This is a genomic window from Bradyrhizobium sp. ARR65 (assembly GCF_000472385.1).
Taxonomy (GTDB): Bacteria; Pseudomonadota; Alphaproteobacteria; order Rhizobiales; family Xanthobacteraceae; genus Bradyrhizobium.
In genome coordinates, this window is sequence record NZ_AWZU01000087.1 from 1 (window position 1) to 15,592 (window position 15,592).

At 60.7% G+C, this 15,592-nt stretch carries 7 protein-coding genes and 3 pseudogenes; 7 read left to right on the plus strand and 3 right to left on the minus strand.

The annotated features are described in order from the left end of the window. Positions 1–285 (plus strand): annotated as a pseudogene (locus tag F758_RS0141225) (IS4 family transposase); the annotation flags it as partial. A 535-nt stretch (positions 286–820) separates the two neighbouring features. Further along, positions 821–6,358 (plus strand): trifunctional serine/threonine-protein kinase/ATP-binding protein/sensor histidine kinase, encoded by a 5,538-nt coding sequence (locus F758_RS0141230; protein ID WP_245286757.1) that lies wholly within the window; start codon positions 821–823, stop codon positions 6,356–6,358. Between the two features lie 852 nt (positions 6,359–7,210). Here the strand turns inward: F758_RS0141230 and F758_RS48950 are convergent. Continuing rightward, positions 7,211–7,324, minus strand: a pseudogene (locus tag F758_RS48950) (ester cyclase); the annotation flags it as partial. A 658-nt stretch (positions 7,325–7,982) separates the two neighbouring features. Here F758_RS48950 and acmB point away from each other — a divergent pair. The 4 genes from acmB to F758_RS0141260 all read left to right on the plus strand — a co-directional run bounded on the left by acmB (position 7,983) and on the right by F758_RS0141260 (position 13,319). Further along, positions 7,983–9,182: a methyl acetate hydrolase AcmB gene (gene acmB, locus F758_RS0141245; protein WP_024513270.1), complete on the plus strand. Its 1,200-nt coding sequence runs from the start codon at positions 7,983–7,985 to the stop codon at positions 9,180–9,182. 142 nt (positions 9,183–9,324) lie between these two features. Further along, positions 9,325–11,010 carry a flavin-containing monooxygenase gene (locus tag F758_RS0141250; protein ID WP_024513271.1) on the plus strand — a complete coding sequence of 562 codons (1,686 nt, stop codon included), beginning with the start codon at positions 9,325–9,327 and terminating at the stop codon, positions 11,008–11,010. 239 nt (positions 11,011–11,249) lie between these two features. Next, entirely contained in the window at positions 11,250–12,914 is a 1,665-nt protein-coding gene (locus F758_RS0141255; protein ID WP_024513272.1) for a pyrroloquinoline quinone-dependent dehydrogenase, read from the plus strand. Between the two features lie 66 nt (positions 12,915–12,980). Continuing rightward, positions 12,981–13,319 carry a c-type cytochrome gene (locus F758_RS0141260; protein WP_084306120.1) on the plus strand — a complete coding sequence of 113 codons (339 nt, stop codon included), beginning with the start codon at positions 12,981–12,983 and terminating at the stop codon, positions 13,317–13,319. Positions 13,320–13,779: 460 nt separating this feature from the next. Here F758_RS0141260 and F758_RS45940 read toward each other — a convergent pair. Both F758_RS45940 and F758_RS52575 read right to left on the minus strand, forming a co-directional pair. Beyond that, a pseudogene (locus tag F758_RS45940) lies at positions 13,780–14,440 on the minus strand (cupin domain-containing protein). Next, positions 14,427–14,933 (minus strand): zinc-binding dehydrogenase, encoded by a 507-nt coding sequence (locus tag F758_RS52575; RefSeq protein ID WP_245286758.1) that lies wholly within the window; start codon positions 14,931–14,933, stop codon positions 14,427–14,429. Before F758_RS52575 ends, F758_RS45940 begins: the two are co-directional and overlap by 14 nt. A gap of 438 nt (positions 14,934–15,371) precedes the next feature. Here F758_RS52575 and F758_RS52580 point away from each other — a divergent pair. After that, positions 15,372–15,592: hypothetical protein (locus tag F758_RS52580; RefSeq protein WP_245286759.1), on the plus strand; the 221-nt coding region annotated here is incomplete at its 3' end.

Below are 15,592 nucleotides of genomic sequence, written 5' to 3' on the forward strand. Positions count from 1 at the left end.
AGGGTGTTCTGGATGACGATGCTCAACCGTTCCGCCCCAGACGCGCCGCCAACTCTCGCGTTGACTGCGACGGAAATCGGCGTGCTCAATCGCCTCGTCAACGACAAACCAAAAGCAAGACAGAAAACGCTCTCGCACTACCTGATCAAGATCGCCCGGCTCGGCGGTTATCTCGCCCGCGCCAGCGATCCGCCGCCCGGCAATACCGTTATGTGGCGCGGGCTGTCACGCCTCACCGACATGGCGCTGAGCGCCATGGTCGGCGGAGAATTTGTGGGTAATTGAAAGCCCGCAACCTGGTGGTCGGTGAGATCCCAAGCGCGATAAATCCGCGGCGGGAATGCCCGTTCTACAGCCGCTGTCCGATCAGGTTGGATCGCTGCCTCGACGATGTACCGCCAATGGCTGCGGTGGATCCTGAACACGGCGCAGCTTGTTTGCGTTGGCGCGACACATCTGAACTTCTCGCCGCGATCGCTCCGGAACGGCCGTGAGCCGCGTCGTGCCTGCGTAGCAGCTGGATTTTATGGCTGTAAAGTCATAGAGTTGTGCCAGCCGAGAGATGGCTACAACTCGGTCGGACTTCGCAAAATCGGCGATAACGCGCGCTAAAGTAGGGAGCGCCGTAAGGCAATGCATCATGAGTTTGCGGCCCACCGCTTTCGCTGGTGCTCATCGCTGCTGCCATGCACTTTGGCGGCCGCGAAGCCCGCGTGGAGGCAACATCGATGGCGCAAACTGATCTGCGAGGCAGGCCAGAGGCGGGAGTAATTCGCGAAGTCCGAGCTAGCGCCATTGGCGTAAACGCGGAGTTCTCCGAATGAACTTATCCCTGTCACTCGCCGCCGGTGGGGTTAGTCGGCTGACGGTATTGTTGGAGGATGGTGAGCGCGTCCTCTGTCGAGGGTGGCGCGGTGACGGTGATGGCGACGGGGCCGCCGTACTGGCCGTGCTCTCCGCATCGGAACGCCCCGCGCCGGCCTTCGTTGATCAGTTGGCTCATGAATACGGCCTGAAGGATGAACTGGACAGTCGGTCGGCAGCGCGGCCGCTGGCGCTTGTGCGCGAACACGGGCGGACCATGCTGCTCCTTGAGGATCCCGGTGGCGGGCCTCTCGCCCGGCTTCTGGGCCGTCCCATGGAGATGGGACGGTTCTTGGGCTTCGCCACAGGTTTATCGGCTGCACTGCGCCATGTACACGAACATGGCCTCATCCATAAGGACATCAAGCCGGCCAATGTGCTGGTTGATCTCGCGACCGGCCAAGTCTGGCTGACAGGCTTTGGTATCGCTGCGCGCCTTCGTCGCGAGCGTCGGTCACCTGAACCTCCCGAGCTCGTCGCGGGGTCGCTCGCCTACATGGCGCCCGAACAAACCGGACGAATGAACCGTTCGATCGATTCCCGAAGCGATCTCTATTCGCTCGGGGTCACCCTGTACGAAATGCTCACCGGCGCCCTGCCATTTATGGCATCGGATCCGATGGAGTGGGTCCACTGCCATATTGCGAGGCAGCCCGTGCCGCCCATAGAGCGGTTAAAGGACGTGCCGGTACCTGTCTCCGGCATCGTGTCGAAGCTACTCGCCAAGACCGCCGAAGAGCGCTACCAGACTGCCGCCGGCCTGGAGCGCGACCTCCGGCGCTGTCTTGCTGCATGGGAAAGTCAGCACCGGATCGATGCCTTTCCGCTGGGCCAACACGACAGGCCCGATCAGCTTTTGATTCCCGAAAAACTGTACGGCCGAGAGCGCGAGATCGGGACCTTGCTTGCTGCCTTCGATCGCGTCGTCACCAGCGGCCGGCCGGAGCTGGTGCTGGTCTCGGGATATTCCGGCATCGGCAAGTCCTCGGTCGTCAATGAGCTGCACAAGGCGCTGGTGTCGACGCGCGGCCTTTTCGCCTCCGGCAAGTTCGATCAGTACAAGCGCGACATCCCTTATGCGACGGTGGCGCAAGCATTTCAGGGCTTGATCCGCGCGCTTCTGGCCAAGAGCGACGCCGAACTGGCCGGCTGGCGCACCGCGCTCGACGAAGCGCTTGGCCCGAATGGGCGGCTCATGATCGACGTCGTTCCCGAGTTGAAGCTCCTCGTCGGCGAGCAACCGCCGGTTCAGGAGCTTCCACCGCAGCAGGCACAAGGTCGTCTCCAGCTGGTGTTTCGGCGGTTTCTTGGCGTCTTTGCGCGGCCCGAGCATCCGCTGGCGCTCTTTCTGGACGATCTGCAATGGCTCGACGCGGCGACGCTCGACATGCTCGGCGACCTGTTGACCCAGGCGGATGTGCAGCGGTTGCTGGTGATCGGCGCCTATCGCGACAACGAAGTCGATTCCACTCATCCGCTGATGCGGAAGGTCGATGCCATCCGCAAGGCTGGAGCTACGGTGCGGGAGATCAGTCTTGCGCCGCTTGCCCATAAAGACCTGGCGCGGCTCATGGCCGATTCGCTGAACTGTACGCCGACCGTGGCCGCGCCGCTGGCGGGGCTGGTGCACGATAAGACGGGCGGCAATCCGTTTTTCGCCATCCAGTTCATTTCCGCGCTCGCCGAGGAGGGGCTGCTCCGCTTCGATCATGATGCGGCGCGCTGGCGCTGGAAGCTCGATCGCCTTCGCGCCAAAGGGTACACCGCCAATGTCGTCGACCTCATGGTCGGGAAATTAACCCGTCTCCCCGCCGAGACCCGGGCTGCGTTGCAACAGCTTGCCTGTCTCGGCAACGTCGCCAAGATCACGATGCTTTCGGTCGCCATCGGAAAATCGGAAGATGACGTCCGTTCAGACCTCTGGGAAGCTATTCGGCTGGAACTAGTCGAGCAGTTGGAGGGGTCCTACAAGTTCGTCCACGACCGCGTCCAGGAGGCCGCCTATTCACTCACACCGGAACGGTTGCGCGCCGAGGCGCACCTCCGCATCGGCAGGCTGCTCGCCGCGCATACCCCTGCAGAAAAACGCGAAGAGAGCATCTTCGAAATTGTCAATCAGCTCAACCGCGGCGCCGCCTTAATCACGTCGCGCGACGAGCGTGAGCAGTTCGCAGAGCTCAATCTGCTCGCGGGCCGGCGCGCCAAGGGCACTACCGCCTACGCCTCGGCGCTCACCTATCTGACTGCCGGTGAGGCGCTGTTGCCGGAGGACTCGTGGGAGCGCCGGCACGAACTCACCTTTGCGCTGGCGCTGCACCGGGGCGAATGCGAGTTCCTGACCGGGGCGCTGGCAGAAGCGGAGCAACGGCTGGCGGCGCTATCAAGCCGCGCCACAAATACCGTGGAACGAGCTAGGGTCGCATGCTTGCGGGCTGATCTTTACACGGCTCTAGATCAGAGTAGCCGCGCCATTGCCGTGGGGCTCGACTACCTCCAGCATCTCGGTATCGATTGGTCGCCGCATCCGACGGAAGAGGAAGCGCGACGCGAATACGAGCGGATCTGGTCGCAGCTTGGGGGCCGCGCGATCGAGTCTCTGATCGACCTGCCTTTGATGAGCGATCCGGCATCGCTTGCGACGCTGGACGTTCTGGCCAAGATCGCGCCAGCGGCGTTCTATACGGATGCAAACCTGCTTGCCCTGATCACATGCCGGGCGGTTAATCTCAGCCTCGAGCGCGGCAACTGCGACGCGTCGTGCAGCGCCTATGAATGGCTAACCATGCTCGCCGGCCCACACTTCGGCGACTATCGAACAGCCGTTTATCGCTTTGGTCAGCTCGGCTATGACCTAGTCGAAGAACGCGGACTAAGGCGTTTCCAGGCCAGGACCTATATGGACTTTGGTGGCAGCGTTCTGCCTTGGACGAGACATGTCCGGGCTGGCCGCGATCTAGTGCGCCGCGCGTTCGAGGCGGCAAACAAAGTCGGCGATCTCAACTATGCCGCCTACTGCGGCAACCAGATGAACACCAACCTTCTCGCTGCGGGCGATCCGCTCGCCGAGGCTGAACGCGAAGCCGAGCGTGGACTCGCGTTCGCGCAAAAGATGCGGTTCGGGCTTGTCATTGACATGATTACTTCGCAGCTCGGACTGATCCGGACGTTGCGCGGCTTGACGCCGACATTCGGCTGCTTTGACGACGAGCAGTTTGATGAGGCTCGGATCGAGCGCCGTTTTTCAGAAAATCCGGTTTTGGTGTTTGGCGAGTGCTTCTATCTGATCCGCAAGCTGCAGGCGCGCTTCTTTGCCGGCGACTACGCACCGGCCCTCGAGGCCTCGTCCAAGGCTCAACGGCTGTTGTGGAGCTTGGGCTCGCAGTTTGAAATGGCGGAATATCAATTTTACAGCGGGCTGTCTCACGCCGCGCTCCACGATGCTGCAGCAGCGGGAGAGCGGCGGCAGCACCTGGACGCTGCCGCCGCGCATCAGAAGCAACTCCAGCTCTGGGCGACGAATTGCCCGGACAATTTCGAGGACCGAGCCGCGCTGGTCGGCGCCGAGATTGCGCGGATCGAAGGCCGGGAACTCGATGCCGAACGACTCTACGAACACGCCATCCGCTCGGCCAACGCTAACGGCTTTATTCACAACGAGGCGCTCGCCAATGAACTCGCGTCCCGCTTCTACGCGGCGCGCGGCTTCGAGAAGATTGCTCGCGTCTATTTGCAGGATGCCCGCCACGGCTATCTCCGCTGGGGAGCTGATGGCAAGATGAAGCAACTTGATCGGCTTCACCCGAATTTGGCTGCTCCGGAGGCGCACGGTCGCGGAGCGAACGTCGGCTCCTCGGTCCAGCACGTCGATGTAGCGACCGTCGTGAAAGCCTCTCAGGCCGTGTCTAGTGAAATCGTCTTGTCCAAGCTGATCGAGCGGCTGATGACGATCGCGCTCGAGAATGCAGGCGCGGATCGCGGCCTTCTGATGCTGCGGGCGGAGGATGACTATTTGATTCAAGCAGAGGCAAAGGCAGCCGACGATCAGATTGAAGTCGTGCTGTACCAGAAGTCAATTACCGGCGCCAACTGTCCCGAATCTATAGTCCGCTACGTCATCCGCACGAGCGAAAGCGTGATTCTGGATGATGCCTCCAGGCCAAACATCTTCTCCGAGGACAAATATCTACGCGGCCGACCAGCGAAGTCGATCCTCTGCCTGCCGCTTACCAAGCAAGGCCGGTTGACGGCGCTGCTCTACCTCGAAAATACGCTGAGCTCGTACGCGTTCCCTCCGGATCGAATTGCGATCCTGGAGCTGTTGGCGGCGCAAGCGGCGATCTCGCTGGAGAACACGCGTCTCTATAACGATCTTCAAGAGCGTGAGGCGAAGGTCCGGCGCCTCGTCGAATCCAACATCATCGGGATATCAATATTTGACTTGGATGGTCGCATTATTGAGGCCAATGAGGCCCTTCTCCACATGGTAGGACATAGCCGCGACGATATCGTTTCGGGTCGCCTGCGCTGGACCGAGCTAACGCCCCCCGAATGGCAGGATGCTGACGAACGGTCCATCGCAGAGCTTAGGGCGACGGGAAGCTGCAAAGCTTTCGAGAAGGAATACTTGCGGAACGATGGCAGCCGCGTGCCCGTCCTTGTCGGCGCGGCGACTCTCGGCGGACACCGCGACCAGGGCGTCGCCTTCGTGCTCGATTTGACTGAGCGCAAAGAGGCCGAGCAAAACCTGCGAGAGAGCGAGCGGCGATACCGAGAAGCTCAAGCGGAACTTGCTCACGTCACGCGCGTGACAACGCTGGGCGAACTAACGGCCTCGATCGCCCACGAAGTGAACCAGCCTCTCGCCGCGGTCGTGGCCAACGCCGAGGCCTGTCTGCGTTGGCTCGGCCGCGGGACTCCCGACCTGAACGCAGCGCGCCGTTCGGTGGAATGGATTATCGACGACGGCAATCGGGCAAGCGAGGTGATCCGGCGCGTCCGCGCGCTCGCGAAGAAGACCGAGCTTGAGAAGGTGCCGCTCCACATCAATGACGTCGTGAGGGAGACCATCCCGTTGGTCCAGCGGGAGTTGATTAGCCATCAAGTATTGTTGCGAATGGAGTTGGCACCCGCTCCACCCATCCTTGGTGACCGGGTCCAACTGCAGCAGGTGATCATCAACCTGATGATGAATGGCATTGAAGCGATGCAATCGGTCACGGACCGGCCGCGCGAACTGGTGGTCCGATCAGGCCAAGTTGAGACACGGCACGTGCTTGTAAGCGTGACGGATTGCGGCCCCGGGATCTCTGCTGAGAATGCGGATCGGCTGTTCAACGCGTTCTTCACCACCAAGTCCAGTGGCATGGGTATGGGGCTCGCGATCTGTCGTTCGATCGTGGAAGCTCATGACGGACGACTGTCGACCTGCAACAATGAGGGTCCCGGTGTGACATTTCAATTTGTTCTGCCCATTCATCGGGAGGATGCGCAATGATCAGGCTGCATGACGTTCGCGAACCGAATGTTCGGGTCGAATAACCGTTCTCAGCGATGACGCCAGTGGACGCCGCTTGAACCGTATAGACGTCGAATTCTCAGTATGGCGCAGCGCAAGAAAGAAGGTGAAAGCCGATTAGGCGGCCGCTTGTCTCCGGTTCAGCGCGGCTCAGGCAACCAGTCAACGGATTCCTGCCTGCGCATTTTGGCGCGGAGCTATCTGTATCGAAGTGCTTGAGCGCGAATTTTCCTTCGCGATTGTAAGGTGGGCTACCACAGGTGACATAGAGCAACTGGTGATCTTGAGGCGTCGGCGGAGCTTGGACTGGCAACGCTTTATTCTGCTTCACAGGTCAGGCACCGGAATTTGCTCGCTGCTGTCATTCGAATTGGGAGCCATTGGTCGAGCGTCCGTTAGACTATCGCGCGATTTCTCTTGATCTCTCGGTGCACACGCCGCGCACAAGCCGACTCGTATCTCACTGGGATCATAGCACTTTCGTTCCAATCCATTATGGACCAATTTGAGCTAACTCAAGCCAACCAGAGGCAACTCGAGTAGGAAGGAAGAGCCGGCGCGGAGCAGGCCAGCAATATCCTTCTCATGGGCGCCGCAAGTGGCATAAGCGAATTCTTGTAGCATGCCCTCCGAACCGCTCGTCAGCTACCCGATCGATTGACAACTCTCTGGGTGGAATATTCCTCCACTGCTGACACGCGCCTTCGGGGCGCACTCCAATCTTACGTATAAGGTAGTTCGTGAGCCCGGGGACCAGCGCAGCTCTACGTTCCTACGGAGGAAATATTGAGGGAGCCTCGATCAACGACAACAGGGCGGCGGCCCAGCCAGGAGCAGCATGTCGGGGGCGGCGATCTCGTCGATGACACCAAGATTGACGGTCTTGCCCCAGAATTCGGTGAACCAGCGACCAACGACGGCCTTGTTATCATGTTGTTTGCTCATTGAAAGACACCCTTGATTGCTTTGCAGGAACTACAGATCGCCTGGCGATCGCTGCAATCACTAAGCGTCATTCTCGCGAGCGGAATTCCGATTCTTGCCCTGGAATCGGATAATAGGCCAACTAGCTGGCCGCGAAACGCGCACACCATGGCTTCGGTCGGGTCCAAATAAGTCGACCGCCTTCAAATAGGCCTTTCAACTTGGGGCGCCGAGTTTGGAGAGCTCGTGGCGCTATGCTAGCTAGGATCTTTGCACGCAACATGGGCTCCAGCGGAAAATCGCTGCCTAATATAACCCGGCGAAAACGTCGCGGCGGCCTGACGGGCCGCGGTAGAAGGTCTCAATGTCAGCATCGCTGACATGCTTCAACAAAAGTCTGCGCTTTCGATCCCAAACGGAAATGCGTAGCCGCATGCAAGAATTCGTTCTAGTCTTGTCAACGCTCGGTCGAAATCGATGACCTTAAGCCAGATCATGATCAACACGCCAATCGCTATTCCTACTGCGGCTACGGCGCGACTTTCGTCCGCGCAAGCGGCGTTGGGACAATCAGACTGGAGCGCGACTTTCACAGGTTACAACGGTTGACGTCGTTCCTCACCGACCGCCCGCAGCAGCTGTCGAGGAACTTGGTGAAAATTCAACGGGAGGGACTGCGATGGTTAGCAAGTTGAGAAGCGCATGTGACGCAGTGTTGCAAGGTGTCGTGACGACCAAGGACCGGGTTCCCGGCGTGGTCGCGATGATCACGGATCGCTCAGCCAATATCTACGAAGGCGTCGCCGGCGAGCGCATGCTTGGCAGCAGTCAGCCGATGACGACCGATACCGTCTTCGCCATCTTCTCGACCACGAAAGCCATCACCGGCACGGCCCTCCTGCAATGCGTCGAAGAGGGCAAGCTCGACCTAGACGCCCCGGCTAAGACTTACGTTCCTGACATCGGCAAGTTGGAAGTGCTCGATGGATTCGCCGCCGACGGCCAGCCGCAGTTGCGGGCACCGAAACGTGACATCACCACCCGCATGCTGATGCTGCACACGGCCGGTCTCGGCTACGACTTCTTTAACGCTAGCTATTTTCGTCTTGCGCAGGAGCAGGGCCAGCCGAGCGTGGTCACCTGCACAAAGGCGTCGTTGATGACACCGCTGCTCTTCGATCCCGGTGACAAATGGGAATACGGCAGCAACATTGATTGGTGTGGCCAGATCGTCGAGAGCATCCGCGGCAAGCGCCTCGGCGAGGTCATGAAGGAGCGGATCTTTGCACCTCTCGGGATGGAGGACATCGCCTTCTCGCTGACCCCTTCGATGCGGTCGCGCCTTGCCGTCATCCACCAGCGCGGAGCTGACGGGTCGCTGACGCCGCTTCCCGACATGCAGCTGCCGCCAGAGCCGGAAGTCCAAATGGGCGGCCACGGGCTCTACGCCTCGATCGGCGAGTACATGAAGTTCATCCGCATGTGGCTGAACGATGGGGCGGGGCCGAATGGCCGCGTGCTCAAGCAGGAGACGGTCGCGGCCGCCGTCCGCAACGGCCTCAGGGCGGACCAAACCGTCGTGATGCTGCCCGGCGTGATTGCGACATTATCGAACGACGCTGAGTTCTTCCCGGGGCTGAAGAAATCCTGGTGCTACACATTCATGCTCAACGACGAGGACGCGCCCACCGGCCGGCCGGCCGGATCGCTCGGTTGGGCCGGGCTCGCCAACACGTTCTACTGGATCGACCGGCAGAATGGGTTCGGCGGATATTGGGCGACGCAGATCCTCCCCTTCGGCGATCCGACTTCGTTCGTCGGTTATATGAACTTCGAGACGGCCGCCTATCAGAGCGGCGAGGTGCGCGCGGCGGCATAAGTCAGGCACGCGCGCTTAGCTTTCGACCTCGACAATGCCGGTCCGGCCTTTAGGCCGGATCGGCATCGCGACCACACAATCGAAACGACGAGCACAGAGAGCCTTCTCTGCCAACAACGACTGCTCACAACGGAGGTGTGTTATGACGGATGCGCAAGATAGTACGCCGGCGGCGAGCAAGAAGATCCACTTCGATGCCGTCATCATCGGTGCCGGCTTTTCCGGCATGTACATGCTGCACTCGCTGCGTGACAAGCTCGACCTCAACGTGACGGTGTTCGAGGCCGGCGACGGGGTCGGCGGCACCTGGTATTGGAATCGCTATCCCGGCGCACGCTGCGATTCCGACAGCTACGTCTATTGCTACACCTTCGACAAAAACCTGTTGCAAGAATGGAACTGGTCGGAGCGCTATCCGGAGCAGGATGAGATCCTGCGGTACCTCGAGCACTGCGCCGAACGCTTTGACTTAAAGCCCGACATTCAGTTCGGCAAACGCGTCATCGAAGTCACCTTCGACGATGATACCGAGCTGTGGACAGTGCGCACCGACAAGGGCGACGTGGTCACGGCTCGCTTTGTCATCACCGCAGTCGGCGCCTTATCGATTGCCAACATGCCGCCGTTCAAGGGTTTCGAGTCATTCAAGGGCAAGTGCTACCATACCAGCCAGTGGCCGCATGACGGCGTCGATTTTACCGCGAAGCGCGTCGGCGTCATTGGCACCGGGGCCACCGCGGTGCAGGCCATCCCGGAGATCGCGCAGCAGGCCAAGCACCTGACGGTGTTCCAGCGCACGCCGGCTTATTGCGTACCGGCGCGCAATGGCCGCGTCGATCCCGAAGTCACCAAGGCTCGCAAGCTCGATTACGACGGGATCCGCCAGCGCATCAAAGACTCGTTTTTCGGGTTCGAGCTCAACTTCATGCCGAAGGCGGTGCTCGAAACTACGCCCGAGGAACGCGAACGGGAGTTCGACAGGATGTGGGACGCCGGCGGCTTCGCTTTCTGGCTCGCCAACTACCAGGACATGTTCTTCTCCAAGGAGGCGAACGATCTCATCGCGGACTACCTCAAGCGCAAGATCCGCTCGACGGTCAACGATCCGGTTGTCGCCGAAAAGCTCATCCCGAAGAACTATCCGTATGGCACCAAGCGCCAGCCGCTGGATACCAACTACTTCGAAACCTTCAACAAGAAGAACGTGCTGCTCGTGGATGCGATCACCGATGGCCCGATCGAGGAGATCACACCGAACGGTATTTGCGCAGGCGGCAAGGAGTACCCGCTCGACATTATCGTGGTCGCCACCGGCTTCGACGCGCTGACCGGACCGGTAAAGAAACTCGGTATCAGGGGACGTGGCGGCAGAGTGCTAGCGCAGGATTGGGAGGACGGCCCGCAAACTTACCTCGGCGTTGCTGTGGCCGGCTACCCGAATCTGTTCATGATCACCGGCCCGCAAAGCCCCTCGGTGCTGTCGAACATGCCGGTGTCGATCGAACAGCACGTTGAGTGGATCACTGAATGCATCGCCTACATGCGAAGAAACAAGCTTTCGACCATTGAGGCGACGCCACAGGCACAAGATGCGTGGGGCGCCCACGTTGCAGAGGTCGTGAACGCGACGCTGATGCCTGCAGCCAATTCCTGGTACATGGGAGCCAACATTGAGGGCAAAGCGCATCGCTTCCTGCCCTATCTTGGCCCCGAAGGCGTCGGCGGCTATCGCAGGAAGTGCGCCGAGGTCGCCGAGAACGGCTATGAAGGGTTTGCGTTCGCGAGCCAGGGTCAGGGCGGGGCCGTGCACACGATTGCGGCCGAATAGGCTGACAATGCTTGACCGGAAGCGGCGTCGAGCGTTGCCGCTCCCTGAAGGACCGCAGCGGGCCCGCCTCGCTTTCGACAGCCCTCGCGTTTAGCGCGCGCTAGCCAGCCTGGCTTGCACCACCCGACAGCGTTGCGCATTGCTCCGGGAGCAGAAACGGCCCGCCTTATCTTAGTTCAGTTGGAAGCTGATGCCATGGCGTAAGGGAAGACATTGAACCATTCACGGGAGGAGTGACCATGGGTAAAATGACTTTGGTGGCAACCGTCAGTCTGGCTTGCCTGCTCTGTACTGCGACCATTGCTCTTGCGGCGGATCCGGGCACGGAGGATCCCAATAATTGGCCGCAATATAATCGGACGACCAACGCGTGGCGCTACAGTCCGCTCGACCAGGTCAACAAGGAGAACGTCAGCAAGCTCTCGGTGGCCTGGATCGCCCATGGCGGCGACATCACCATGGGTATTCAGGAGACCCCCCTGGCGATCGACGGGGTGATCTATTCAATCACGTCCGGGGATCGGGTGGCCGCCCTGGACGGAAAGACCGGGCGCGAACTCTGGAGCTACGAGCCAAAGCTTGATCCACTCGTCAAGAAGGTGCTGTTCGCGCCTTATAGCCGTGGCGTCGCGGTGGGCCACGGCATGGTATTCATCGGGACCGTGGACGGGCGCGGCATCGCGCTCGATCAAAAGACCGGCAAGCAGATGTGGGAGACCCATTTAACTGATTTCGCGAACTGCCATGGCTGCAATTTCACGTCACCGCCAGTCATTGCCGGCGACGTCCTGACTTTCGGCTCGACTGCCGGCGAACTGGCCACCCAGGGGAAAATCTTCGGGGTCGATGCCAAGACCGGAAAGAAGCTCTGGGAATTCAACACCATCAAGGACGACCCGCACAGTTGGCCGGGCGAAAGCGGCAAATACGGTGGCGGCGGGGCCTGGATGCCCGGCACCTATGACGCGGACACGGACACGGTCTTCTATGGCACCGGCAATCCGGGAAAGGATTTCATCAACTCAGAGCGCGCGGGCGACAACCTCTACACCGATTCGATTGTCGCGCTCGATCCCAAGACCGGGCAGCTGAAGTGGTACCGGCAGGAGATCAAACAGGACGTATGGGACTACGATTCGCCTTACGAGGTCATGTTGTTCAAGAAGGACGACAAGAACTTGATCGTCCACATGAACAAGAGCGGCTATGTTTTCGTCCTCGACAAGAACGACGGCAAAATCGAGAACATCTGGCCAATCAGCGACGTCAAGAATTTCGTGAAGGACATCGACAAGAGGACCGGCGAGTTGATCGGCCGCGTCGAATTGCCGATGAATCAGGAGACGCTCATATGCCCGTCCACTTTTGGCGGACGTAGCTGGAATTCTGGCGCCTACAACCCGAAGAGCGGACTCTGGTACAACAACGTGCTGGATTTCTGCGGTTACCTTAAACCGGTTGCTCAGAAAGACGACCCAAAGGATTACGGAACCGGTCACACCGGCTCCAACGATTTCGGACGGTTGGTGCTCGCGCCGGATGGGCGCAAGCCCGGCCGGCTCGATGCGCGCGATCCGTTCACCGGCGAGCGCAAATGGACCTATGAGATGGATGTCCCGGGCTTCGCCAGCGCGCTGACCACAGGTGGCGGGTTGGTGTTCAACGGCGATCCTCTGGGCATGCTGCGAGCTTTCGACGCGGACACCGGCAAGGTGCTGTGGAGCTTTAATACGGGTTCCGGAATGCGCAGCGGCATCATCAGCTACGCGGTCGACGGCGAGCAATATATTTTGGTGCCGAGCGGCTGGGGATCTTACGCGGCACTCCTGCTTCCACCGTTGTTCCCCCAGTTGGAAAAAGTGCCGGCAGCTTCGACCCTGATCGCCTTCAAACTTGCAAAGTAGGCGGGTGTGCGATGAAGGTGCGGCGGGATCCGCCGCACCTTCCCGTTCCAACGTCGAGGTGTTGCGATGACACGTGGATTTGTGATGGTGGCGGTCGTGGTGATTCTCATCGGCGATGTCGCGTTTTCGGAAGAGAATATTCCGAACCTCAAGGACCCGACAATGATTGCGGCGGGCCATGATCTCTTTCTGGGCAAGCAGTGCGCCCACTGTCATGGCGCCGACGGCAGAGGCGGCATCAATCTCACGCGACGCGTGCTCGACCCCAAGGGCGTATTCCAATCGATTGCCGACGGCCGAGAGAAAAGCGGGCTGCGCATGCCGGCGTGGCGAGGAGTGCTGAGCGATGACGAAATTTGGCAAGCGACGGCATACGTTCTGTCGATCAGCCAGCAATCGAAGTAGAGCTGCGTTCTGCCTGTCCTCGTGGCCGTGATCAGCCGCTTGCAGCCAAACACCTAAGCGCCAAGCGCTCTGAGCCGCAAAAAAGAGTAAGCGCCACAAACCATCGGCCCCACTTGAATGCGATCGCATGGCCTCCACTTTGCCACGGCCGCCTGGTATGCATCACCCAAGCCCTTGCGTAGCGGAGCCGGGCCTGTTTGGCGCTTCGTTTCAGGTACGCCGGCATTGCGTCGGTCCCGTATTTCCAGCACGAGCTTCCCCTCGCCTCCAGGCCTCGCTTCCTTGAGCACGCACAGGCCCTCGTGGGACGTCCACCGCCATCGTACCGCGCCGGAAGTGGAGATGCGCCTCGCCCACGCGCTCGCGGCGGGTATGCTGGACGCGCTCGTCCGCAGCCTGCTGGCGCGTCTGGAGCGGGCCGCCGCGGACGGCCGCCTCAAGGTCACAATCAACCAAGGGCTCAGGGCATCCGGCAAACGTCCGGATGGATCAGGGGCGCGTCCTTTATCCAGACCTTTGCACCTTCCGGACCGGAGACGGCCTGCAGCGCTGGCCTGCCGGGAGACGCACCCAACCCAGCGACGTCAGATGCTGATCGGCGACCGACAAGCTGCCGTCGAGAACCAGCGCTTCAAGTCCACGCTTGTTTACGATAGTGACGGCGCTGCCGGAGCCATCTTTTCGATCCGCACGTTCTCGAACCCGTCGTCGAACAGTTCGATCGCTTCGGCCGCTCCCGATGCCTGCTCGGCTGGACGTCGCACTATCTGCGCGCGATCGCCATCCCGAAACTGCCAAAGCCGGACGAAGATCGTGCAGCCCTCGGCCGACGACGGCACGTGCGATGTGCCCGGCGGATTGCGGAAGTAAGTGCCAGCCGGATAGTCGCCGTGCTCGTCCTGGAAGACGCCTTCGAGGACGACGATCTCCTCGCCGCCGCCGTGTGTGTGCCGAGGAAATGCGCTGCGCGGCGCGTAACGCACGATCGAAGTGGCGCGCGCCACCTCGCCGCCGATGCGGAACAGCATGCGCCGGTCCACGCCGGCTGCCGGGCTCGCCACCCATCGGAGCTCCGAAGCTTGAACAATCACGGGAACCGTCAAGTCGTCATTGATACGCATGGCTTCCCTCCGCCATGGTCAGCACCATCCTGAAATTCGCCTCGCCGGACCTCATCCGCGCAACCGCCTCGCCGGCCTTCTCGAGCGGCAGGACCTCGATACGGGGTCGCACGCCCGCGAGCACACTGAAGTCTAGCGTCTTCTCGTTTTCGAAAGGCGTCCTGGTAATCGATCCGAGTATGCTGCGCTCACCGAGGACGACCTGTGCAGCGGATACCGGCAGTGGATCCTTTCCGGCTCCCAGCAGAACCAACCTTCCCCGCGGCGCGAGAGCGCCCATCAATGCAGACACGGCTTGGACATCGCCGATCGTGGTGGTGACGGCCTTCGCGCCCCCGAGGCTTTGCAAACGTGCAACCGGGTCGTCCTTCTTCGAATCGATGTAGATGTGCGCTCCCAGAGCGAGGGCATCGTCCGCGATGTCCGCCCCACGTCCCACAGCGATGACCCGAAACCCCATCCGCTGCGCATACTGGAGCGCGAGGTGCCCCAATCCGCCGATGCCCTCTGCACGACGACCGTGTCGCGGCTTCCGCGCCGCACTTCTTCAGCGCGTTGAATGTCGCGATACCAGCACACGGAAGGGGCGCGGCTTCCACCGATTTCAGTTCATCCGGGATCGAGACCAGTCCCGTCGCACGGGCGATCATCATCTGGGCATAGCCACCGTCGCACGTCGATCCAACGAACGGTTGGTGGTGCAGAGCTGGAATTCGCCGCGGCGGCACTGAGCGCATTCGTTACAGCGGCCGCCGAGCCTTCCTCGGAGGGCAGCGGAAGGTTCGCCTCCGCCGCATGATCGGCATAGTTCAGACCGATCGCAGTTTCGCATCCGTAGAACCGAAGTGATTCTGCCGGTCGATTCCGGTGATTTCACCTTCTGCCGTTCGAGGTGGTTCGGTCGGCGACGTCCGCATTCGGAAAGACATCGGTGATTTCACCGAACAGCGGACCTGCGGAAGGCATCCTTCAAAATCGTCGTGATGATCGTCGGGACTTTGAAGCTCTTCGCCGCGTGAGCGAGTATCGCAACATTCGTGCGCAAGATGGTGATGTCAATCGACTTCGTGTTGAAAGCCATTTGCGATTGATGGTCGATCAGCAGCAGCGCGTGATCATTCGGGCTCAGAAGCGTTTTGGCGGGTTTGGCGA

What these genes read in the sequence shown, in the direction of transcription:
- F758_RS0141230 (WP_245286757.1), top strand. Translation starts at nt 821, where the DNA reads ATGAACTTATCCCTGTCACTCGCCGCCGGTGGGGTTAGTCGGCTGACG.
- acmB (WP_024513270.1), top strand. Translation starts at nt 7,983, where the DNA reads ATGGTTAGCAAGTTGAGAAGCGCATGTGACGCAGTGTTGCAAGGTGTC.
- F758_RS0141250 (WP_024513271.1), top strand. Translation starts at nt 9,325, where the DNA reads ATGACGGATGCGCAAGATAGTACGCCGGCGGCGAGCAAGAAGATCCAC.
- F758_RS0141255 (WP_024513272.1), top strand. Translation starts at nt 11,250, where the DNA reads ATGGGTAAAATGACTTTGGTGGCAACCGTCAGTCTGGCTTGCCTGCTC.
- F758_RS0141260 (WP_084306120.1), top strand. Translation starts at nt 12,981, where the DNA reads ATGACACGTGGATTTGTGATGGTGGCGGTCGTGGTGATTCTCATCGGC.